The organism is Tumebacillus amylolyticus (genome assembly GCF_016722965.1).
Classification (GTDB): Bacteria; Bacillota; Bacilli; order Tumebacillales; family Tumebacillaceae; genus Tumebacillus; species Tumebacillus amylolyticus.
In genome coordinates this window covers 545,165-566,175 of the sequence record NZ_JAEQNB010000001.1, presented here as the reverse complement: position 1 = coordinate 566,175, position 21,011 = coordinate 545,165, and the positions used below count along the sequence as shown (strand labels likewise).

Below are 21,011 nucleotides of genomic sequence, written 5' to 3'. Positions count from 1 at the left end.
CTCAAGATCCCGCCTTTCCCTTGAACAGTGTGAAGCGGTCCGTCTTGACCGGAACCAGCAAGTTCGTCAAAAACTCGCGGAACGACTGCTCATCGAGGTTGCGTGTCAGTTTCCCGTCGGCCGCCAGCGAAATCGCCCCCGTCTCTTCGGAGACGATGACCGCCACAGCGTCCGACTGCTCGGAGATCCCGATGCCCGCCCGATGTCTCGTGCCCAATTCCTTCGAGATCAAGGCATTGTCGGACAACGGCAGAAAACACGACGCCGCGAGGATGTTCTGTCCGCGAATGATCACAGCTCCATCATGAAGCGGCGTATTCGGAATGAACGTGTTGATCAGCAACTCCGAAGAAACGACCGCACCGATCGGAATCCCGGTCTCGATGTGGTCGGAGAGCCCCGTCTCCCGTTCGAGGATGATCAAGGCACCGATTTTGTTTTTCGCCAAAACGCCGGTCGCCTTGGTCAATTCATTGATCGTCTTCGGAATGTCCTCCTCCTCTTGGAACAGCGTGGTGCTGCGCGAAGAGAAGAACTTGCCGCGCCCGAGTTGTTCCAAACCTCGGCGCAATTCGGGTTGAAACACGACCGGGATCGCAAACAGCCCGATCGTGAGGATTTTGTCTAATAGCCAACTGAGCGCTCCCAGATGGAGTGTGTGTGCAAGACCTGTCGCCAACAGGATCATCACGACGCCCTTGAGCAATTGCACAGCTCGGGTGCCGCGAATCATCAAAATCATGCGGTAGAGCACGAAGGCGACGATGAGGAGGTCCAGCGCGTCCAAAAGTCGAAATGAACTCACCAAATTTTCGAATGTCGTCTGCAAATCCGCCACCTACTGTCTTCTGTACGAAATCCCACGGAAATCACTGTTATCATGTCCGTTCGTATCGTATAACATTTCGCTTCGGGGTCGGGTTTCCCTTTTTAAGAACAACAAAAAAGAGCAGAAAACTTCTGCTCTTCGCACGATCCCTGCTATTGGACCAACCCGTTCCATACACGCTTGGCGTAAAATACAATTTTCTCCATCGCCTGGTCGACTTCCTCCGTCTCGCCGGAGATGTCGGCGCCGGCCGTGCGGTAGACTTTGCCGTTGAGCGCCGTGACGTTGCCGTTGACTTTGCCCCGCACTTCGACATCGCCGTTCTCGATCGTGATGTCCCCGTTGTACTCGGTGCCGGCCGGGACGATCACTTTGTTGTCGGCGACCACCAGACCTTGGGTGTTGTCCGCTTGCAACGCGAACTTCGACGGAGCGGTCAGAGACACGCCCAAACCGAAGACCAGCAGAACCGCGGCCGCAACGCCCGTGTACTTCATGATCGGCACGCGCCAGTTGCGTTTGGGCGGGTGCATCGTGTTCAATTGCGCCATCAGGTTCTCCGTAAACCCGGCCGGCGCTTTGACCCATTCGGCCTTCGTGAGGAGTTGGATCGCGCCGCCCATCGCTTTCAACTCCCCTTGGCATTCTGCGCAAGTCGCGATGTGCGCTTCGAATTCCTCTCGTTGCGGGCCGCTGAGTTCTTCATCGAGGTACTGGTGAATTTGATCGTTCATGTGTTGGCTGCTCACTCTGCGTCACCTCCTATCGACTGTGGTGTTTCAACCCTTCGCGCAGGGCTTCCCGTCCGCGATGAATCCGCGTCTTGACTGTCGAAACCGGCACTTCCAGAATGTCGGCGATCTCCTGCAACGACATGTCATGCAGGTATTTTAAGATCACGGCTGCCCGATAGTTCTCCGGCAGAGCATCGATGGCCGACTGCACTTCGCGCTGGGTTTCCGTCCGCACCAACTCCTCCTCCGGTAAAAGGTCGGGAGAGGCGAGACGGGTGTACATATCGCCGCCTTCGATCCCGTCGACTTCCGCATCAAGCGAATAGTCGGCTTTTTTCTTGCGCATGCGGTCGATGCACAAATTGGTGGCGATGCGGTAGATCCACGTGGAGAACTTGTGGGTGGCATTGTATTTGTCTAAATTCGCATAGGCTCGCAAAAAAGCATCTTGGGCGACGTCCTCCGCTTCTTGCGGGTTGCCAAGCATTCGGTAGGCGAGATTGTACAGTTTGTCCTTGTACAGTTCGACCAACTCGGCGAACGCGAGGCGGTCGCCTTTTTGGGCTCGTTTGACGATCCGAATTTCTATAAGTTCCATGAGCTTCCTCCGCCGTTTTTCCTCCGGCTTACTCTGTATACGAACCGGGTCCGAATAAGTTTCACATCTTCTTCTCTTTTTCACCCTCTGCTAAAAAATTCCTGCCACGACCCTCATTTTGACACACCAGGGCGTGTTATTTCAGTTGGGGATTCCTCTTTTGTAAAAGTTGATTAATTTGTATTGATTCAATTTAATGTACGTTCTATACTAGATGCTAGTTGAGAAATTTGAAACTTTTTGTCTAAAAGGCGGTCGATCAGCGTGCCGGAACTTCAACTGACTCAAATGGGCTCTCGCATCCGCATAGCCCGATTGCAACAGAATCTGTCCGAAAGTGATGTAGCGCAAGGCCTGTGTTCCGTCGAGGCCCTGCGACGATTAGAGGAGGGGCGGGGCTTTGCAACAGTAGATTTGATTGGGAAGTTGGCCGAGCGATTGGGGGTCGCGGCCGAAGATTTGTTAGAAGTTTCGGAAACGTTTCCGTCGGTGACTCCGGTCCCGATGGAGATTGGGCAGGCGTATTTTGTCCGTGAGACGTATCGGCGTATTCTCGAAGGAGTGGAGCTCCAAGAGCGCGATCCGGCTCTGGGGCTTGAAGCGCGGCGTAAACTGGTCTTGGTGAAGACCGAAGCGCTGCTGCGCATGGAGCGCACCAAAGAAGCTCTGCGCGTACTCGTCGAAGCGATTGGGGCGGCGTTTGGCAAGAAGACGCCGGAGGACAAGCTCTATCTCGCCAAATTGCATGTGCGACTGGGCGAAGTCTATGAGCTCAAGGCGGACACCGAGCGTCTTCCTCGCCCGGAGAAGCCGGGTCGCAACGAACCCTCCTCCGTGACGGCGTTTCTGCCGGGGAGCGGGTCGTCTCCGCGCGAAGAGGCACAAGTGGAAGCGTATCTCGCCTACATGCGAGGCTATCTCTTGGTGGACAAGCTCCCTCATCACGAAGCCCCCGGCTTGGCCGATCAGCTCGCCGACGGGTTGAGTCACGTCGCCGATGCGATGGGCGGAGCGCAATCGATGGCAGACAAATTGTTCAACATGGCAAACGAAGTATCGGAGCGAGATCCGCGTCTGGCCTTCAACTACCTGACGCAATCCAAAGCGCTCTACCGTTCGCTCAACCGCCGTCAGATGCAGACGGAGATCGTCGAAGCGATGCAAGAAGTTCGTCGCAAGCAAGCGAACCCGGAAGCGACACTCAGGGATGTGTTGCGCGAAGTTCGCAAGGGGTCGTTTGGCGACGATGATCGCATCCGCTTGATCAACTCGTATTCCAATGCGGCGGAGCATTGTTTTTCTCAACAGCGGTATGAGGAGACCGGGGTCTATCTCCAACAAGCCCGCTCTTTGATCACCGTCGACGTGCTGCCGATGTTCGTCACGCGCACGTATTACACGACGCAGGCTCGCTACATGGCCCTGCGCGGCGAGTATGAAGGATCCATTGAACACGCGATGACAGCCTTTGAAAAAGCCCACGAGATGGGTTTCTCCGAAGAGGCGGTCTCCGCCCTCAAACTCGCCGCCGACGCGTACAAGAAGCTGGGAGAGGCCGCCAAAGCGGTCGATGTCCTGCGCCGAGCCAGCGACCTGCTCGCCGGAGTCGAAAGCGCGGCAACCCAATACATCCACGAATAAGGGAGATATAAAAAAGAGCCTTCGACACGCGAGTGTGTCGAAGGCTTTTTTTTGCGAAGGTATGGGTTATACCGATGCTTTTTCGCGCAGTCCTCGGATCAGGACTTCGGCGACTTCCGGGCGAGTGAATTCGACCGGGAGCGATTCGCCGTTGCGAAGTTTCTCGCGGACTTTGGTGCCGGAGAGGGTCAGATGGTCTTCCTTGCCGTGCGGGCAGGTTTTGGTGGACGCCATCGATTGGCACTTCGTGCAGTAGAAGCTGTGCTCGAAGAACAGCGGTTGAATGCCAAGTTCCTCCGCCGTGAAGTTCGAGAAGATCAACTGCGCGTCGTAGGTGCCGTAGTAATTGCCGACGCCCGCGTGGTCGCGGCCGACGATGAAGTGCGTGCAACCGAAGTTTTTGCGAACCATCGCGTGGAAGACCGCTTCACGCGGACCCGCATAGCGCATCGCAGCCGGGAATACGCCCAGTTGCACACGCTCCGTCGGGTAGTAGTTCGAGAGCAGGACTTGGTACGAGTTCATGCGAACGTCAGCCGGGATGTCGTCCGACTTGGTTTCCCCGACCAGCGGGTTCAAGAACAGGCCGTCGACGATCTCCAGCGCTGCTTTTTGGATGTATTCGTGTGCGCGATGCACCGGGTTGCGGGTTTGAAACCCGACGACGGTGTTCCAGCCGCGCTTGGCAAACAACTCACGCGTTTCGCGCGGGTCGAAGCGGAATTCCGGGAAGTCTTTGTCCGCATCGCGTTCCAACAGCCAGATCGGACCGGCGATGTAGACGTTGGGACGCGCGTAGAGCTTCGCCACGCCCGGATGTGCGTCTTCGGTGGTGCGGTAGACGTTTTGGGCTTCCAAGGTTTTATCCGGAATGAATTTCTCCGTGACGTCGAGCAAGCCGTAGATGACGCCGTTCTCGCCGATCAAAGCGACGCTCTCGCCCACTGCGATCTCCTCGGCCGCCTCTTCGGTGACCGGCAGGGTGATCGGAAGCGACCAGACCGTGCCGTTCGCCAAACGCATGTTCTCGACAACGTTTTGGTAGTCCGCACTTCCCATGAACCCGGTCAGCGGCGAAAACGCACCGACGGCGATCAGTTCCAAGTCAGACAGCGCAAAGGCGTCCAGTGCGACTTTTTTCAGTCCTGCCGCGCGTTCCCGCTGTTTTTGAAGTTCCTCTCCTGTCAGCACGCGGTCGATCAGCGTGCCTCCGTGTGGTGCAATCAATCCGCTCACAGTTGTAGCCCTCCCCTTATTTCATCAACATCTTGTATCCGGCGCAGAGGATCAAGACGAACAACGCACTTTTTACAAAGGATTCCGGCACTTTCGTCGTCATGCGACTCCCGATCAAAATCCCCGGAATGGAACCGATCAGCAATTGCCCCACCAGCGTCAGATCGACGTTGCCCATCGACAAATGGGCGAGGCCTGCAACACCGGTGACGAGGACGGCTTGCACAATGTCCGTACCGACCAAACGAGCCACCGCAATCGGGTAGATCACGACCAAAAAGGCCATGAAAAGTGTGCCGGAGCCGACCGATGTCAGCCCGACCACATAGCCGGCGATGATGCCAAGCCAGATCATTTTCCGTGCGTCTGGACGAATCACGTCCACCGTCGCAATTTCGGAGGCCGCCGCCGTTTCCAGCTCGATTCTCCGGCGTTGGCGCTGGCGGACCGCACGAATCACTTGCCAAATCATGAACAGGGAGATCAACAGGTACGTAATCCCGAGCAGTTTGCCGACAATTCCCTGAACGGAGTCGGCAAATCCTTTTTGCAACAGCAACATGGTGACAGCTCCGGCCAAGGCGCCGGGCACGCTACCCATCGTAAGCAGGCGTACGGCGACCCAGTCGACCGTTTTTTGTCGCCAGTGCTGCCAGGCTCCGAAGATCTTGGTGATCGAGGAGTAAATCAAATCTGTCCCCACCGCAACCGTCGGATTGACACCGAACAGGAAGATCATCATCGGCGTCATGACCAATGCGCCTCCCATGCCCGTAAGCCCGACCAGCAAGCCTACGACAAATCCGCCAAGCGATACTTCCCAATTCATTGCACAGCCTCCCCCAAGGCGATATCTCCCAATCCCGAGGTGGACTTACTTATGCAGACCGCATTCCGTTTTGTCATTGCCGGCCCAACGGCCCGCGCGCGGGTCTTCGCCCGGAGCGACCTGACGGGTGCAATGGATGCAACCGATCGACGGATAGTTTTGGTCATGCAGTTTGTTGTAAGGAACGTCGTTGGCGCGAATGTAAGCCCACACGTCTTCCCATGTCCACAGCGCAATCGGGTTAAATTTGATCAGGTTGAATTTCGTGTCGACTTCGATGACGCCGGCGTTCGCACGGGTCGGAGCTTGGTCGCGGCGAATGCCGGTGATCCATGCATCGAGCGTCGAGAGCGCACGTTGAAGCGGCTCCACTTTGCGAATGTTGCAACATGCATTGGCATCGGTCGCCCACAGGTTGTCGCCGTGTTGGTCCGCTTGTTCTTCGAGAGACAAGAGCGGAGAATACTTGATCAAGTTCGCGTTGTATTTGTTCAAGATCTCATCGCGCACTTGGTAGGTCTCTTCAAACAGCACATCGGTGTCGAGGTAGAAGATTTTTGCATCCGGCTTGATTTTGACAATCATGTCGACGAGAGCGACATCCTCGGCGCCGAAACTGCACGCGAACGAGATGTTGTCGAACTTCTCGAAAGCCAGTTGGAGGATTTCTTGCGGAGTTTTGCCCACAAATTGTTCGTTCAAGACGGCGACTTCTTCGGCCGTCAGCAGCAATTGTTTCGTGCTCATGCCACACGCTCCCTTTTCCCATGTTCTTTTGTAAGATATACAGGTCAGATGCGTAGGGTTCCAAGTTCCCTAATTTCTCAAATCCGACTTTTCCAGTAATTATATCCCCATATTCTAGAATCCGTCAATACCTATATGCATACTTGGGATTAGAAGCAAAAAAAGACCCCGTCCGACTGAATCGGAGGGGTCTTGCCCTTACATGACAGCTTCGCCGAGCAGCGAGCAGACGAGGTCAACCGCCGTGCGGGCGGTTTTGTTGTGTTCGTCGAGGATCGGGTTGACTTCGACGACGTCACAGGAAACGACTTTGCCCGATTGGTAGAGCAACTCCATCGCGAAGTGCCCTTCGCGGTAGGTGACGCCGCCCAGAACCGGAGTCCCGACGCCCGGTGCCATGTCCGGGTCGATGGAGTCGAGGTCGAGCGACAGGTGGATGCCGTCGGTGCCTTCTCCCGCGATGCGGATCGACTCTTCCATGACGCGGTGGATGCCGAGCTTGTCGATTTCGTGCATGTCGAACACTTTGATGCCGTGCTTCTTGAGCAGGTTGCGCTCCTCGGGGTCGATCGAGCGGGCGCCGACGATGACGACGTTCTCCGGGGCGATCTTCGGGGCAAAGCCTGCCACGTTGACGAGCGTTTCATGACCGACGCCCAAGCAGCACGCCAGCGGCATGCCGTGGATGTTGCCGGACGGGGTGGTGTCTTCGGTGTTGAAATCGGCGTGGGCGTCAAACCAGATCACACCCAATTTCTTGTGCTTCTGGGTGATGCCTGCAATCGAGCCGATGGCGATGGAATGGTCGCCGCCGAGGATGATCGGGAAATGGTCTTGCGCGATGACGGTCGCCACTTTCTCTGCGAGGTCTTCGGAGACGCGGGTGACTTCCGGGAGATACTTGAGCTTCTGATCGTGGATGTCGTGCGATTCCGCTTGCGGAACGTTGACGTTGCCTTGGTCATGCACATTGTAGCCGAGGCGTTGAATGCGTTCCTTCAAGCCGGCATACCGGATCGAGTACGGGCCCATGTCGACACCGCGTCGGCCTTGGCCGAGGTCCATCGGCACGCCGATGACGCTGATCGTTTTCTTCATATGTACTTCCCCCTAATCAACGACTTATTGGTTTATCATACCATACTTAGCCGAGTTTAACTCAACCAGCCGGACTCCGTCTCCTCCTGCTTGCAGGACGCGTTCGACCTCTTGCTCCCGGCATGTGAACAGGAAGATCTGGCGGTGCTTCGCTTCTTCCAGCAAGACTTGGAGCACCGCATCGAGGCGGTCGTCATCGTAGCGCCGGAACGGTTCGTCGAGCAACAACGGCAGCACGTCGCCGCCCGGAATGCTCCATCCCGAGAGTGCCAGCCCGAGCGCAAACGAAATCTGGTCGATCGTGCCTTCGCTGAGCGAGCTCAAGTCTACGGTGTAGCCGGAGTCCGGCGAGAGGGCTTTTACCGAATCGGAGCTGTCCAAGGTGATGTCGCCGTAGCGGCCTTGGGTGATTCGGGCGGCGACTTCTGCGAGCGTGGAGGCAAATTTCGGGGCCACCGTTTGATAGAGTTCCTCCCGAACTTCGCCCCATACTTCTTGGGCGAGCAACAGGGCGCTGCGCTCCGATTCGAGGGCGGAGAGGTCGGCGTCGGCGAGCTCTTTTTCCAAAAGCAGATCGGAGAGCGACTTCTGGCCTTCGACGAGCGTTCGGTAGCGCGTGGTGGCTTCGGCGACGTTCGACTTTTGTTCCAGCAGAAGTCGTTCGGCCGCATCCCAGCTTTGGTAGAGGGAGTCGAGTTCGGCAGATTCGACGTCCTCCGGTTGGAACAGCAGAGACGGCGGTTCGATTTGCAAGCCGAAGCGGGCGGCGATCTCCTCCCAACGCGACAGGTCGGATTCCAGCGTTTGCAGTTCGAAATTCAAGAGATCCAACTCGCGCTCCCAGACGGACGCTTGGTTTTGGAGAGCCTTCGCTTCGTTGAAACGGCGCTCCCAGAGATAGATCGCTTGGCGCACTTGTTCGGTGTCGAGACGGCTTGCTTTCGACTCTTCGCCCCCGATCTGGCGGAGCAGGCGACGAGCGAGGATGTCGCGCTCCCCCTTGGCGCGCGAAACTTCGCCGGAGAGCCAGAGGTTTTGCCGTTCGTAGAGCGCGGCTTGTTCGCGGGCTTTGAGCAAGTTGTTCCACTTCTGGCGATATTGACGCGGCGTGTCGACGGAGAAGTCGGCGAGCAGGTCTTGGAGGTGTCGCTCCAAGCGGGCTTGTTCGGCGAGGTCCGCTTCCCGTTCCAGAGCTTCGCGCTCTCGTTCGGCATCCCAGTGTTCGATGTCGCCCTGGATGCGCGGAATGCTCAGAGCTGTCATGACGGCAAGCGAAATGCAAATCAGCACGACGAAGATCGCGGCCCAGTGCAGGAACGTAAGCGGCGTGGTGAGGACGGCGGCGGCCCCGAACATCCAGACTTTGCCGCGCTGTTGTTTTTGACGGGCGACGAGGGTGTCTCGATCGCTTGGGGCCTGTCGGGACGGCGCGGAGTTGCCTTCGAACTCGGAGTCGGCTTCGTCGTCCGCGTGGAGTTCCTTGGGGCTCAGACGGCTCTCGTACCATTCCAACCGCTGGGCGGTGCGTTCGACGTCGAGCAGTTGTGCTTCGTCGAAGTTGCGGTGTTGGTCGACGTAGGAGGACGCCGTGTGCGACTCCTCAAGGAGCGCATCGAGGCGCTTTTGGTAGGAGTCGAGTTCCTTTTTGGCGTTGACGAAGCGGTTGAAGTCGTTCTGCAGTTCACGGAACGTCTCTTCGCTCAAGTTGTCGAGTTCGTTGCGGGCTGCTTCGCGGTTTTGGTCGAGCGCGTGGGCGAGTTGCGCGATCCGCCCTTGGAGTTCCCCGCGCTTGGCTCCTTGCACGCTCAGGAAGCAGGTGAGTTTTTCAAAAAAAGCGTCGCGCAACATCTGCTCGTCGCGGACGAACTCTTGCCATTGCGACTCGGTCTGCTCCGCTTCTTGTCGAGCTCCGGCTTGGGTGCGTTCCCGCTCCAGAGCGTCGTTGAGTTCACGGTGGCGTTCGTCGCGCAGTTTCAGAGCTTGTCCGTAAGGCTTGGAAGCGGCGCGTTCGGTGCCGAGCGACTCGAGGTACTTGGCGATCACTTCTTCGGCGAGGCGCATCTGCTGTTGCTCGTGCGTCGCCGGCTCCTGACCTTCCTCCCCGGCTCGACCTCCTTGGCGCACGGACGATTTCAACCACGCGAGACGGTCGCGGTCTTGCACAGGCCCGACACACAACGCATGGGCAAAAAGGTCGCGGTCCGCGCCCAGCAAAACTTGCGCGAAGGAAGGTTCTTTGCGGGAATCGAGGTCGAAGTGGCTCGTGATCTCCTCGCCCGTTTCGTTCAGGAACACCCGTACCCATTCGTCCTCACGGCGCAAGTTGCGCTCAACGCGATAGTCGGTGCCCTCCGTGCTGAACCAGAGTTTCCCGCCGTAGGTGCCGGTTTGCCACGGGCGGTACTTTTGTTCCTCTTCTACATACACGGTGCGCTTGCGCTTGGGGTTTTTCTGGCCGTAGAGCATGGCGAGCAGGAAGTGTTGGAGCGTGGACTTGCCCGCTTCGTTTTTCCCGTAGATCACGTTGAGGCCGTCACCGAACTCGAAGTCTCGTTCGGCGTAGCGGCCAAAGCCGTCGATGTGGGCTTTTTGAATCTTCATGAGTTCACCACCTTGCCGCGTTCATACGCATTCAGTCCGATCACCAGCGCGCGTTCCAGCACGCGACGTTTTTCCTCGTCCGTCTCCGCGCTCAGGCGCTCGCGAATCTTTGCCACGTACCGGCCTCCAGCCGAGCTCGGCGCATACGCGTCGCCGTCGAGATCGGGATGGGTGCGGTCGGTCAAGCGCAAGTGGAACACGAGGTTCTGCAATCGTTCGGCGAGGTCTTGCAAATCGAGGTGCAACGCCGGGTCGATCGCACCGTTCAAGACGGCTTCGATCAAATCGCGTCCCCGCGAACTTTCGGGAACGACAGCACGAATGTGGTCTGCGACGTCCAGTAAATTCGTGCATCCGTCGAGATCCACTTCGATGCGGCGGTACGCGCGCTGGGCGACAGGCAACCATTCCACCCGCGCCCCGCCCCGTTGCAATTGGAGCAGAAACGCGCCGTGCTCTCCCGTTTCGTCATAGCCAAGCGGTTCCAGAGAACCCGCGTAGGCGGCTTGCATGAGACCTCCGGAATCGAGCAGGACTTGCGGTTGGTGGTAATGGCCGAGAGCGACGTAATCGGCTCCCAATGACAGTAGTTCGTCTCGGGTGATCGGCCAATAGGGGGTGCCCTGCGGTGAATCGTAGGAGCCGTGAATCATGACGACGTGCAGATGCTCATCCTCCGGCACGCGATAGTCCTGCATCGGATTCTCGCGCACCCACTTCTGACCATAGCCGTAGCCGTGTACGGTCAAGCCGAGTTCCGGCAGGTGCTTGGCTTCCACTTGCGGGCCGAAGAGGTGGACGTTGTCCGGCCATTCGCCCCACGAGTAGGGGCTCCCTTCAAGCAGCGCGTCGTGGTTGCCGGGCGTAATCAGCACCGGCAGACGCAGTGTGCCGAGCAAGTGCCGCACTTCTGCGACTTCCGCTTCCGTCACCCACTCTGCTTCGAACAGGTCTCCCGTCAACAACAACGCATCGACCCGATGGGTCAGCGCCGCTTCACACAACAGGCGAAATGTGCCCAACACTTCCCGTCGGCGACGTCTGGCTTTCTCCACGCCAAACCCACTGCCGGAGAAAGCCGTTCCGATATGTAGATCTCCCGCCTGCAACAGCCTGATCGTCTCACGCATGCTCGTCCCAGCTCCCTTTCCGTTTTCCTTTTGCTACCGTACAAGTTCTGGGTCTGTACGCTTTTTCCCTGCTGCGAAAAGGGTTTCGGGGTTGATCGTCAGCAAAATGTGGTAAGATAGAAAATAGCTTTGAAACGAGAGAGGGATTTCTGTGTCTGATTACGTAGACGATTTGGAAGTTGAAATCATGCCGGACCTCGACTTGCTCCTGCTGAGCTGGACGCAGATGGTGGCGATTGAGATGATCGCGCCGGATGAGGAAGCGCAGGCGGCCAAGACCGACCTCGCCGCGAAGTTGAGCACGGACTTCGGTGTGACCGATCTGTTGTTGAAGGAACGTACGTATACGCATTACGTCGTCTCGTTCCGCGAGAAGAACCGCGAGCGGACGATGGAATTCGAGAACGAAGAAGTCGAGAGCATCTACAACCTGTAGGAGGGGACCCTCATGCGCAAAGGAGTGACGCGGGGCCTGTTGATCGGCCTCGTCAGCGCCGTGATCGTCGCACTCTACCAATGGTTGCGCTACGGCTCCGATGCAGAACCGGAGCTGTTCACGCGTATTTCGAACGGGGTGTTTCAGTTCGGCTTGATCTATCTCATGATCGGGGTCGTGATTTTCTCCCGCCTCGCCAGTTTCCGCCGTCGAATGGGCGTGCCGAACTACTTGGCGATGTTGAAGTTCAAAACGGTCGAAGAGAAACGCGAACACGACGAATCAAACCGCAACCTGAACGCCAAGGACGCGAGAGCTTTGGAAGAACGCGGACGGGACATTACGTTTCTCGTCGCGGCTGTCCTGATGATTCTCGTGTCGATTGCATTCTCCCTGTAAACGTGAAAAAGAGCCCGTGCCCCTCAGACGAGGGGCACGGGCTTTTTTCGTAGGATTCGTATCAGACTTTCTTGTCGAAAAGCAAACCGACAGACTTGACGAATTCCTTCTCAAATTCTACAAACTGCTCGGAAGGAATCTGGTGAATCATTTCACCCGTGGTCCTGCTGGAGTACTTGACGATGACTCGATCCAGGTCTTTGTCATAGTCCATCTGAACCTTGGTGTCCTGCATGTCTTGAAGTTGTTTCTGAATGCGGTTGAAACTGGCTTCAATCTGCTCGGCCTTGGACTTTGACGCATTCGACGGGATAAGTGGAGGTTCGGAAACCGTCTGCGGTTGTGCGACCGGTTCCTTGCCTCTCTGGTCTGTCTCAGGCGATGTGATGGCTTGCGGAGTTCTGGATACTTGCACGTCTACTCCCTCCCTTTCAAGGACTTATTCACAACTCTGGATAAGTTATGCACAGGTGTTGTGTATAACCATGAATCTATCCACAGAAGAGAGCGGGAAAGGGATGAGAGCGACTGTGGACAGGTGGTTTACTTTTTTTTGTCGATGAAGTACGCGTCCGGCGCGTAGGCTTGCTCGTACCTCGAAGCTTTTCGGGACGTGTTGTTCATCTGGTTGATGGTGGCTTGGGTCTGCTGCATCGCACGGGAAACGAGATCGCGGGCGAGTTGGTCGAGACGCAGAATCTCGTCGGCAAGCGCCGCGAGTTCGGCATCTTGACGCACGTTGGGAAGTGTCGGCTGGGTGGCGATCAAAGAATCGCGCACGTCCAACAACATCTCCAAGCGGGCGGTGTCCACCGTTTTGCTTCCCGGTGCGAGCAGGTCGACGACGGCCTGGGTTGCATCGCGGTAGGCGATCAAGATCTCACGCATCTAGGCCATCCCGTTTGCCGCTTTGGCGGTTTGGAGGCGGGTGGTCTTGATGACTTCAACCCAGGTGTTGCGCAGGTCTTCGACGAGGTCGAGAACTTCCTGGACGAGGTTCGGGTCTTTTTGGATGTTCGCTTGCAAGAGATGGTTGTTCATGAATTCATAGAGCGCCATCAGGTTCTTGGAAATCTCCACATCCATGTTCAGCGTACACATCAACTCGGAGATAATGTCTTGCGCGCGCTGGATGTTGTGGTTGGTGTCTGCGATCTTTTTCGCTTCCATAGCGGTCTTGGCGATTTTCAGAAACTTGATGGCTCCGTTGTAAAGCATGAGGGTGAGTTCACCAGGTGGGGCGGTCATTACCTGGGCGTTGTTGTAGGATTTCTGATAGGTAGCGGCGTTCATAGACATCGGTGTTTCCTCCCCCTAAATTAATTACCCAATTGAGACATCAGCCAACTGCCCTGCGTTTGCATCTTGGTCAGCATGGTTTCCAGAGACGCAAATTGCGAGTAGTATTGCTGTTCGTACGTACTGAGTTTAGACGTTTGCTCGGAAATCGTCGTGTTATAGTCGTTGATCTGCTTGGTTAAGGGGCTGAGCGACGGACTTGTGCTCATGCGATCGCCGACCGACCGGAGTGCGTTTTTGACCGCGTAGGAAAGACGGGATGCAATCCCTTCATTTTTCGAGTTGGTCATAACGCCCTTGGAATCGTAGTCGCTGGCGCTGTAGTCGGTGAACAGTTTGACGACCGAATCCGGATCGGCGGTCAGCGCCGCTTTCAGCTTGGTCTCATCAATGTACAGATGCTTGTCGGTGTATTGGAAGTTGTTCATGCCCGTGACAGTCGGACCACCGATGCCGATGGCAGACAGCGAGCTGTAGTTCGGGTCGGAAATGGTCCCCACCGAATCTGTCGCCAGTGAACGGAACGAATCCAGAGCCGGTGCGAGAACATCATCTCGGCGCAACAACCCGGACTTCGCTTTTGCGGTCCAGCTTGCAATATCAGCATCCTTCATGTCTGCCTTCTGCGTATCAGTCAGCGGCAGGTAGTCGCGGTTCACCGGTTCCGCGAGCTTGTCCCCGACTTTGTCCATGACTTCGTTGTACTTATCTACGAAAGTCTTGATGTTGTTGTACATGCCATCGACGTCCGTATCGACGCTCAAGCTCACATTGTATTGCGCCACCCCAAACGAGGCCGGGTCGGCCTTGATGTTGAAGGTGATGTTGTTCAACGTAAAGTTATTGGTCCGCACGTTGTTGTCTCCACCATTGTTCAAGTTGACGATGGCGTCTTGCCCCGTGACGACGGCCGTTTGGTCAATGGAACCGGGGTTTGCGACCGGGTCGTTGGTGACCGCAAGTTTGAGTGTTCCGGAGAGGAAATTCTGACCGTCATTCTCTTTCAATTGGATCTTGGACGCCGCACCCGTGCTGGTCGAAACCAGGGTGAATTTGTCAATCGCTTGGTCATAGACCGCTTTCACACCTGTCTGAGAAGAGACTGCGTTGATCTGTTGCACAGTCGACCCGATGGTACTCCCCGCAGCGATGTTGATCGTCTGCGTGCCCAATTCGCCGGTCAGGTCAAAACTGGTCCCTGTCGCGGTGAGGCTTTGGCTCACATTCGATGAAATCCCGAGTGTCGACGTGCTGCTCACTTGCGCCGCCTTCGCCACTTGTTTGACGACGAGGTTATAGGTACCGTTGATCGATCCCGAGCTCGCGGTGGCGCTGACTTTCGTCTCGTCGCTGGAGGTGGCTTTTTTCAAAAGAAGAGTCGATTGCAGATTGAGTTTATCGACGGCCGTTTGGAACCCGGACAATACGGTGTTCATATCACGGTACGCGTCTCGCTTCCATTCGAGTTGCGTTTTCTTTTGAACCATTTTATCAATCGGAATACGCTTGGCTTGCATCAATTGTTTGACCAGTGTATCTGTGTCAAGGCCGGAGGTTCCTAATCCATTGATTCGAGTCGGCATGAACGTCACTCCCTTTACCGAATACATTTCTCTAGTTACCAGTATCGGCATAGAGATCTGTATCTCTGAGGGCTGAATTTCCCCATTTACGCAAGCTATCATCTACTAGCTCCAGTATACTCTGTAAGAGGGCAAAAAAAGTCCGTCTCTCGGGAGACGGACTTTTTTTGTCAGGCTTTGTAGAAGTGTGCGTGGACTTTGCCGATGGCGCGCACCACGTCTTCGATGTCCTCGGAGGTCATCTTCGGGAACAGCGGGATCGTGACGATCTCTTCGTAGAGGGCCTCTGCATGCGGGCAGAGACCTTTTTCATACCCGAGAGCTTGGTAGTACGGTTGGGTATAGACCGGGATGTAGTGGACGTTCACCCCGATGCCCTCTGCGCGCAGAGCTTCGAAGATTTCCTTGCGCGACGCCGTGAACTTGTCTCGGGTGAAGCGCAAGATGTAGAGATGCCACGACGAGTTCGTGTCTTCCTGCTGGAACGGCGTGACGATGCCGTCGAATTCGGCAAACGCTTGGTCGTACGCCGCGACGATCTCACGGCGGCGGGCGACGAATTCGTCGAGACGCTTCATCTGCGAGTTGCCAAGCGCCGCTTGCAAGTCGGTCATGCGGTAGTTGTAGCCAAGCGCATGCATCTCGTGGTACCACGGACCTTCCTCCGGCTTGGTCAGCATCGACGGTTCGCGAGTGATGCCGTGTGAACGGAACAGGCGGAGTTTCTCCGCGTACTCCTCGCTGTCCGTTACAATGATGCCGCCCTCGCCGGTCGTGATGTGCTTGACCGGGTGGAACGAGAACATCGTCATGTCGGCGAGCGTTCCGACTTTGCGCCCTTGGTACGAAGCGCCCAGCGAATGCGCGGCGTCTTCGATCAACACGAGACCGTGCTCGTCGGCAAGTTTGCGGAACGCTTCCATGTCGGCCGGCTGCCCCGTGAAGTCGACCGGAATCAACGCTTTCGTGCGATCTGTAATCTTGCCGCGCACGACTTCCGGATCGAGGTTGTACGTGCGCGGGTCGATGTCGGCAAAAACAGGCGTGCCACCCATGTACAACACACAGTTGGACGAGGCGACGAACGTGATCGGCGATGTGATGACTTCATCTCCCGGCCCGATGCCCGCTGCAAACGCAGCCCCGTGCAAAGCGGCCGTGCCGTTTGTAAAAGCGACGGCGTACTTCGCGCCGCACGACTCGGCGACTGCAAGCTCAAACGCGTCAATCGCCGGGCCTTGCGTGATAAACGGACTTTTCAGCGTATCGACGACCGCTTGGATGTCCTGCTCCTCGATCCATTGCTGGCCGTAGGAGAGGACGGAGGTACGCACCGGAGTGCCGCCTAACAGGGCGAGTTTTTCCACAGAAATTTCCTCCCTTACATGAGGTGGCTGGTTTTGATCCATTCGCGGGTGCGTTCGATGCCTTCCTCAAGCGAGACTTTGGGCTCCCAGCCCATCAGGCGTTTCGCTTTGTCGTAGTTGCAGAGGAGCTTCTGAATTTCAGCTTGCGGGTGGATGTGCTCGGCGTGCTGAATCTCGACGGTGCCGCCGGAGATCAGTTCGGCGAGGTCGTTGACCGCGATGTCGCGACCAAGACCTGCGTTGACGATTTCACCGTTGACCGCGTCTGTGTAGCCGGCTTCTACAACGAAGCGCGCGCAGTCTTCTACGAACAGCAGGTCGCGGGTCTGCGTGCCTTCGCCGTAGATTTTCAGCGGCAAGCCTTTCAGTTGGTTGCGGACGAAGATCGCCACGACACCGCCCTCGCCCCCGGTTTTCTGGAACGGGCCGTAGGTGTTGAACGGACGCACGACGACGACCGGCAAGTCGTAGGAGTGGAAATAGGAGAGCACCATGTTCTCCGCGCCGATCTTGGCACCTGCGTACGGGGACGCCGGTTTGGTCGGGTGCGATTCGGTGATGCCCGATTCGTCCAAGGAACGCTCATAGACCATGCAGGTGCTCATGAACACGACTTTGACGTTGTGTTTGCGCGCTTGTTCCATGACGTAGAACGTGCCCACGGTGTCGTTGTTGAACGTGGTGCGCGGGTCGTCGATCGAGTCTTGCACGTTGATCGAAGCTCCGAGGTGGTAGCAGAGGTCGAACTGCCCTTCTTCAAAAAGCTCCGCGAGCGTCGCTTCGTTTTTGATATCGCCGACGACGAATTTTTTGAAGTTCGGGTGCCCTTCGAACTCGTCGAGGTTTTCCTTGCGACCGTTCGAGAGGTCGTCGAGAATCCACAGGTTATGGCCGTCGTTCAAGAGGCGTTTCGCCACCCAACGACCGATAAATCCGGCGCCGCCGGTCAGAAATACGTTCATGTTCTCACAACTCCTCGCGAATGTTTAGATCAAGTCCCAGCTCAGCGGCGTGCCGCGCTTGACGTCTTGGTTTACTTTTTTGCCAAGGAACAGGTCGTAATGCTCCGGGGCGAGACCGAAACCGGGACGGATGGCCCGCAGGTTCTCCGCCGTCAAGATGTCTCCGGCTTGCAGATCAGCGGTGATGTACAGAGAGCGGCGGAAGCGCATGGACGCTTTCTCCTTCTCCGTGGCACCGTACGAGACCTGCCCAAGCGCTTGCCAAGCGCGCTCGGTTTCCACGACGAGACTTGCCAACTCCTCCGGCTCCAAGGAAAACGCCGAGTCGACGCCGCCGTCTGCTCGTCGGAGCGTGAAGTGCTTTTCGACGACGGTTGCGCCAAGCGCTACGCTGGCGACTGCCACGCCGACACCCATCGTGTGGTCGGACAAGCCGACTTGCACATCGAACAGGTCGCGCATGTGCGGGATCGTCAAGATGTTGGTGTTCTCCGCCGTTGCCGGGTACGTCGACGTGCATTTGAGCAAGATGAGATCTTGGCAACCGGCTTCGCGGCACACGCGCACCGTTTTATCCAAATCGGCAACGCTCGCCATCCCCGTGGAGATGATCATCGGCTTGCCCGTTGCAGCGACCTTGCGCAGCAGTGCGTGGTCGGTGTTTTCAAATGAAGCGATCTTGTAGAACGGCACGTCGAGCGATTCAAGAAAATCGACCGACGTGTGATCGAACGGGGTCGAGATCCCGATCATGCCCAATTCCCGACAGCGGTCGAAGATCGGCTTGTGCCACTCCCACGGCGTGTAGGCTTCTCCGTAGAGCTCGTACAGCGAACGACCCTTCCAGAGAGAATTCGGGTCCTCGATGAAAAATTCGCCCTCTGCCAAATCGAGCGTCATCGTGTCCGGTGTGTACGTTTGAATCTTCAGGGCGTGTGCGCCCGCTTTTGCCGCCGCTTCGACGATCTCCAGCGCGCGCTCCAACGATTGGTTGTGGTTGCCGGACATCTCGGCGATCACAAAGGGACGGTGACCCGGCCCGACTTGCAGATGCCCCAACTGGATGGCTTGTTGTGTCATGTTCTACACCCCCTGCGGATTCGTAAGCGCCTTCCCGATCAAATCGCGGACCGGAGTGTTCCAGCCCGCGGTCAGGAGATGTTCGTACGGCTGTTTGTGTTTGACGAGATGGAAACTTCCACCCTGTACTTGCAGGCGTGCTTGCGTCTCTCCGTTGCGGATCCCCGGCCACTCGCGGAAGAACAACTCTTGGATCGCGCTCGTCAGTCGGGCGTAACTCGAAGCCAGCGTGTCGTCGTGCTCATAGCCGACTTCCTGTTGCGCGAGAATGCCGCCCGTGTCGATCCCCGGGTCCAACTCATGAATCGTGACGCCCTTCGGGCTATCCTCCAAAAAACTCCACAAGTTCGGGTCCGCGCCGCGGTTCCACGGCAACAGGGAGATGTGCAAATTGATCGCCCGCTTCGGAAACCGGTCGAGCACATCTGCACGCAAGATATGGCGATACCCGTAACTGATGAGAAAATCCACGCCCTCCAAGAGCTCAGACGTACCGTGGAGCGGCGCTTCCGTTACATGAACGTCATCGCCCTTTGCGCGCAGATACGCCACAAACTCCGGTCGTTCCGGCCCGAGCAAGAGAATTTTCATGCCCGTTCCTCCCTTTCTGCACATGCAAGCAAGCGCTCTCCAACTCGTGCGGCCCCTTCTCCATCAACCAGTTTCATGGCGCGTCGGGACATTTCCGCCAACGTCTCCGGCCGGGTCAAAAAGCGCTCGACTCCTGCTCGGATTCGATCTGCCGTTACCTCAACCGCTTCCCCGAGAGTAACGCTCGCTCCGACGCGTGCGACATTCTCCGCGATTTCACGCTGGTTGTCCGCGACGACGATCTGCAGGGACGGCAAGCCCAGGCAGCAACGCTCCCATGTCGCCGAACCGCCCGCTCCAATCGAGAGGTCGGCCGCGGCCATCTTCGCCGCCATATCGGAAACTTGGCAATAAAAAGCGGCGTTTGACGTCCCCGCTACGAGTTGCTCCATTCGTTCCCGTTGCGGGTTGGTCCCGCCGACAATGACATCGAACGTCCAATCGGCAGGCTGCAAACTCGCCAACGCTTCTACGGCTTTCTCCGTTTCTCGCGTCGGATCGGTGCCTCCGAAGAAGACCAAGATTTTTTTGATGCCTCGTTGTCGAACCGAAACTTGCTTGCGCGTCTCTCGAAACTCCGGCCGCAACAGCGCAAAGTGCGGGCCGAACAGCGTCTCGCAGGACGAAGGCACGAGGTGGCGATATCGCGCCTCCGACTGCTCATGCAAATTCTGATCCAGCAGCAGATCGCACTCGTGCGGACGGTCGGCCGTGTCGTCGATCGCCATAAGCCGGCGGACACCTCCGCGCACCTGCCGTTCCCACCGCGCATCCAATCCGTAGTGATCGACGATCAGCCAATCGACGGGTTGTCCCTCTGCACGAAGCACGTCCAGAACCTGCTGCGCATCTTCTTGCCACGTCACGCCCAACCATGGCTCCACGTCCGATTCCTGCCAAGGCAGGCGCACGACGTCGAAGCCTTGGTCAGACACGAAATCACAGAGGTTCCCCGGGAACAGCCGCGAGAGAAAGCGCACGTGTGCGCCCTTTTCCCGCAATTCATGAGCCAGCGTCAAGCACCGCATGACATGCCCCGTGCCGGTTCCAACAGAAGCATCGGCACGAATCCAGATCGAAACCGGTTGTGCACTCATCGCTTACTCCCCTAACTTTTTCTGCTCCACATGCGCATTGATCGCTGTCAGTTCCGGCTCCCGCTCCATCAACGCCAAAACCTCCCGCCAACCGAACAACTTGCCTTCATAGAGGCGGTCGTACACGGCAGAGATCAACTCCCAATCTTCTTGCGTGTCCAGCGTCCACCGGTAGCGCGAGAGATCCTGGCTCCACGCATAGGACCCGACATGGAAGCGCTCCGAATTTCGATAGAGAAACGGCGTGACATGTTCACGCTCAAACTCCTGCTCCGCTTCTTGCATCGTCGTTGCCAAGGCTTCCATCGTAAATACTTCCGTATCCAATCCTCGCGGGAAACTCCGCTCCAACGTGTTGCTCAGATAGTCATAGGAAACACCTGCGAGAAAACGCTCCACCACATCGTCCGCGACGGCGTGATCGAGCAACGGGCAGTCGGATGTCACGCGAATGACGACATCCGCCCCGTGCGCACGAGCCGCTCCGTAGTAGCGGCTGAGCACATCGCGCTCACTGCCCCGAAAGCACGGAACGCCCAAACGCTCTGCTTCTTGCACGATCAAGTCGTCCTCCGGGCCGTCTGTCGTGGCGATGACCACCACGTCTGCATGCTTCATGGCCAGGCAACGCTCAATGCCGTGTGCCAACACACTTTTACCGTGCAAGGTCTTTAAAACTTTGCCGGGCAAGCGCGTAGAACCCATCCGTGCTTGCATGATCACGACTTTTTTTGTCATAGGGGTTCCTCCTCGT

At 57.1% G+C, this 21,011-nt stretch carries 22 protein-coding genes; 3 read left to right on the top strand and 19 right to left on the bottom strand.

From position 1 onward, the window contains the following. Position 1: 1 nt before the first annotated feature. From cdaA to sigW, 3 genes are all read right to left on the bottom strand, one after another. Positions 2-838, bottom strand: a complete 837-nt coding sequence (gene cdaA / locus JJB07_RS02690; protein ID WP_347338311.1) for a diadenylate cyclase CdaA — start codon at positions 836-838, stop codon at positions 2-4. A gap of 143 nt (positions 839-981) precedes the next feature. Continuing rightward, on the bottom strand, positions 982-1,578 hold the full coding sequence (locus tag JJB07_RS02685; RefSeq protein ID WP_201630888.1) for a zf-HC2 domain-containing protein: 597 nt from the start codon (positions 1,576-1,578) through the stop codon (positions 982-984). A 13-nt stretch (positions 1,579-1,591) separates the two neighbouring features. Further along, the gene (sigW, locus tag JJB07_RS02680) at positions 1,592-2,161 is read right to left on the bottom strand and encodes an RNA polymerase sigma factor SigW (RefSeq protein ID WP_201630886.1); all 570 of its coding nucleotides are present in this window, start codon (positions 2,159-2,161) and stop codon (positions 1,592-1,594) included. A 264-nt stretch (positions 2,162-2,425) separates the two neighbouring features. Here sigW and JJB07_RS02675 point away from each other — a divergent pair, with 264 nt between their 5' ends. Beyond that, positions 2,426-3,802 (top strand): helix-turn-helix domain-containing protein, encoded by a 1,377-nt coding sequence (locus tag JJB07_RS02675; RefSeq protein WP_201630884.1) that lies wholly within the window; start codon positions 2,426-2,428, stop codon positions 3,800-3,802. A 66-nt stretch (positions 3,803-3,868) separates the two neighbouring features. On the opposite strand, the gene sat is transcribed toward JJB07_RS02675, so the two are convergent. The 6 genes from sat to JJB07_RS02645 form a co-directional block, all read right to left on the bottom strand. Next, the gene (gene sat / locus JJB07_RS02670; RefSeq protein ID WP_201630882.1) at positions 3,869-5,038 is read right to left on the bottom strand and encodes a sulfate adenylyltransferase; all 1,170 of its coding nucleotides are present in this window, start codon (positions 5,036-5,038) and stop codon (positions 3,869-3,871) included. 16 nt (positions 5,039-5,054) lie between these two features. Next, a complete protein-coding gene (locus JJB07_RS02665) occupies positions 5,055-5,867 on the bottom strand; it encodes a sulfite exporter TauE/SafE family protein (protein WP_201630881.1) in 813 nt (270 codons plus the stop codon). A 45-nt stretch (positions 5,868-5,912) separates the two neighbouring features. Continuing rightward, complete coding sequence (locus tag JJB07_RS02660; RefSeq protein ID WP_201630880.1) at positions 5,913-6,614, bottom strand: phosphoadenylyl-sulfate reductase; 702 nt, start codon at positions 6,612-6,614, stop codon at positions 5,913-5,915. 198 nt (positions 6,615-6,812) lie between these two features. Beyond that, on the bottom strand, positions 6,813-7,712 hold the full coding sequence (gene rocF / locus JJB07_RS02655) for an arginase (protein ID WP_201630879.1): 900 nt from the start codon (positions 7,710-7,712) through the stop codon (positions 6,813-6,815). A gap of 24 nt (positions 7,713-7,736) precedes the next feature. Beyond that, positions 7,737-10,313 (bottom strand): ATP-binding protein, encoded by a 2,577-nt coding sequence (locus tag JJB07_RS02650; protein ID WP_201630878.1) that lies wholly within the window; start codon positions 10,311-10,313, stop codon positions 7,737-7,739. Further along, positions 10,310-11,443 (bottom strand): metallophosphoesterase family protein, encoded by a 1,134-nt coding sequence (locus JJB07_RS02645; RefSeq protein ID WP_201630877.1) that lies wholly within the window; start codon positions 11,441-11,443, stop codon positions 10,310-10,312. The genes JJB07_RS02650 and JJB07_RS02645 overlap by 4 nt, the downstream gene beginning before the upstream one ends. Positions 11,444-11,594: 151 nt before the next feature. Here JJB07_RS02645 and JJB07_RS02640 point away from each other — a divergent pair, with 151 nt between their 5' ends. Together JJB07_RS02640 and JJB07_RS02635 are read left to right on the top strand one after the other, a co-directional pair. Next, positions 11,595-11,879, top strand: a complete 285-nt coding sequence (locus JJB07_RS02640; protein ID WP_201630876.1) for a hypothetical protein — start codon at positions 11,595-11,597, stop codon at positions 11,877-11,879. Between the two features lie 12 nt (positions 11,880-11,891). Further along, a complete protein-coding gene (locus tag JJB07_RS02635) occupies positions 11,892-12,278 on the top strand; it encodes a hypothetical protein (protein WP_201630875.1) in 387 nt (128 codons plus the stop codon). A 61-nt stretch (positions 12,279-12,339) separates the two neighbouring features. Here the strand turns inward: JJB07_RS02635 and JJB07_RS23895 are convergent, their stop codons facing one another. The 10 genes from JJB07_RS23895 to JJB07_RS02585 all read right to left on the bottom strand — a co-directional run bounded on the left by JJB07_RS23895 (position 12,340) and on the right by JJB07_RS02585 (position 20,995). Then, positions 12,340-12,693 carry a flagellar protein FlaG gene (locus tag JJB07_RS23895; protein ID WP_201630873.1) on the bottom strand — a complete coding sequence of 118 codons (354 nt, stop codon included), beginning with the start codon at positions 12,691-12,693 and terminating at the stop codon, positions 12,340-12,342. 128 nt (positions 12,694-12,821) lie between these two features. Further along, positions 12,822-13,166 (bottom strand): flagellar protein FliT, encoded by a 345-nt coding sequence (gene fliT, locus JJB07_RS02625; RefSeq protein WP_201630871.1) that lies wholly within the window; start codon positions 13,164-13,166, stop codon positions 12,822-12,824. After that, entirely contained in the window at positions 13,167-13,577 is a 411-nt protein-coding gene (gene fliS, locus JJB07_RS02620; protein WP_201630869.1) for a flagellar export chaperone FliS, read from the bottom strand. A 20-nt stretch (positions 13,578-13,597) separates the two neighbouring features. Further along, the gene (fliD, locus tag JJB07_RS02615; protein ID WP_201630867.1) at positions 13,598-15,160 is read right to left on the bottom strand and encodes a flagellar filament capping protein FliD; all 1,563 of its coding nucleotides are present in this window, start codon (positions 15,158-15,160) and stop codon (positions 13,598-13,600) included. A gap of 170 nt (positions 15,161-15,330) precedes the next feature. Next, complete coding sequence (gene pseC / locus JJB07_RS02610; RefSeq protein WP_347338310.1) at positions 15,331-16,527, bottom strand: UDP-4-amino-4,6-dideoxy-N-acetyl-beta-L-altrosamine transaminase; 1,197 nt, start codon at positions 16,525-16,527, stop codon at positions 15,331-15,333. Between the two features lie 14 nt (positions 16,528-16,541). Further along, a complete protein-coding gene (locus JJB07_RS02605) occupies positions 16,542-17,489 on the bottom strand; it encodes a dTDP-glucose 4,6-dehydratase (RefSeq protein ID WP_201630864.1) in 948 nt (315 codons plus the stop codon). Between the two features lie 24 nt (positions 17,490-17,513). Then, positions 17,514-18,569, bottom strand: a complete 1,056-nt coding sequence (gene pseI, locus JJB07_RS02600) for a pseudaminic acid synthase (protein ID WP_201630862.1) — start codon at positions 18,567-18,569, stop codon at positions 17,514-17,516. 3 nt (positions 18,570-18,572) lie between these two features. Continuing rightward, entirely contained in the window at positions 18,573-19,160 is a 588-nt protein-coding gene (locus tag JJB07_RS02595; protein WP_201630860.1) for a formyltransferase family protein, read from the bottom strand. Then, positions 19,157-20,257 (bottom strand): UDP-2,4-diacetamido-2,4,6-trideoxy-beta-L-altropyranose hydrolase, encoded by a 1,101-nt coding sequence (gene pseG / locus JJB07_RS02590; protein ID WP_201630858.1) that lies wholly within the window; start codon positions 20,255-20,257, stop codon positions 19,157-19,159. Before pseG ends, JJB07_RS02595 begins: the two co-directional genes overlap by 4 nt. Positions 20,258-20,260: 3 nt before the next feature. Further along, positions 20,261-20,995, bottom strand: a complete 735-nt coding sequence (locus tag JJB07_RS02585) for a cytidylyltransferase domain-containing protein (RefSeq protein WP_201630856.1) — start codon at positions 20,993-20,995, stop codon at positions 20,261-20,263. Between the last annotated feature and the right edge of the window lie 16 nt (positions 20,996-21,011).

Excerpts from the sequence above, each read along its gene's own strand:
- sigW (WP_201630886.1), bottom strand. The coding sequence starts at position 2,161 with ATGGAACTTATAGAAATTCGGATCGTCAAACGAGCCCAAAAAGGCGAC.
- JJB07_RS02665 (WP_201630881.1), bottom strand. The coding sequence starts at position 5,867 with ATGAATTGGGAAGTATCGCTTGGCGGATTTGTCGTAGGCTTGCTGGTC.
- JJB07_RS02660 (WP_201630880.1), bottom strand. The coding sequence starts at position 6,614 with ATGAGCACGAAACAATTGCTGCTGACGGCCGAAGAAGTCGCCGTCTTG.
- rocF (WP_201630879.1), bottom strand. The coding sequence starts at position 7,712 with ATGAAGAAAACGATCAGCGTCATCGGCGTGCCGATGGACCTCGGCCAA.
- JJB07_RS02650 (WP_201630878.1), bottom strand. The coding sequence starts at position 10,313 with ATGAAGATTCAAAAAGCCCACATCGACGGCTTTGGCCGCTACGCCGAA.
- JJB07_RS02645 (WP_201630877.1), bottom strand. The coding sequence starts at position 11,443 with ATGCGTGAGACGATCAGGCTGTTGCAGGCGGGAGATCTACATATCGGA.
- JJB07_RS02635 (WP_201630875.1), top strand. The coding sequence starts at position 11,892 with ATGCGCAAAGGAGTGACGCGGGGCCTGTTGATCGGCCTCGTCAGCGCC.
- fliT (WP_201630871.1), bottom strand. The coding sequence starts at position 13,166 with ATGCGTGAGATCTTGATCGCCTACCGCGATGCAACCCAGGCCGTCGTC.
- fliS (WP_201630869.1), bottom strand. The coding sequence starts at position 13,577 with ATGTCTATGAACGCCGCTACCTATCAGAAATCCTACAACAACGCCCAG.
- fliD (WP_201630867.1), bottom strand. The coding sequence starts at position 15,160 with ATGCCGACTCGAATCAATGGATTAGGAACCTCCGGCCTTGACACAGAT.
- JJB07_RS02605 (WP_201630864.1), bottom strand. The coding sequence starts at position 17,489 with ATGAACGTATTTCTGACCGGCGGCGCCGGATTTATCGGTCGTTGGGTG.
- pseI (WP_201630862.1), bottom strand. The coding sequence starts at position 18,569 with ATGACACAACAAGCCATCCAGTTGGGGCATCTGCAAGTCGGGCCGGGT.
- JJB07_RS02595 (WP_201630860.1), bottom strand. The coding sequence starts at position 19,160 with ATGAAAATTCTCTTGCTCGGGCCGGAACGACCGGAGTTTGTGGCGTAT.
- pseG (WP_201630858.1), bottom strand. The coding sequence starts at position 20,257 with ATGAGTGCACAACCGGTTTCGATCTGGATTCGTGCCGATGCTTCTGTT.
- JJB07_RS02585 (WP_201630856.1), bottom strand. The coding sequence starts at position 20,995 with ATGACAAAAAAAGTCGTGATCATGCAAGCACGGATGGGTTCTACGCGC.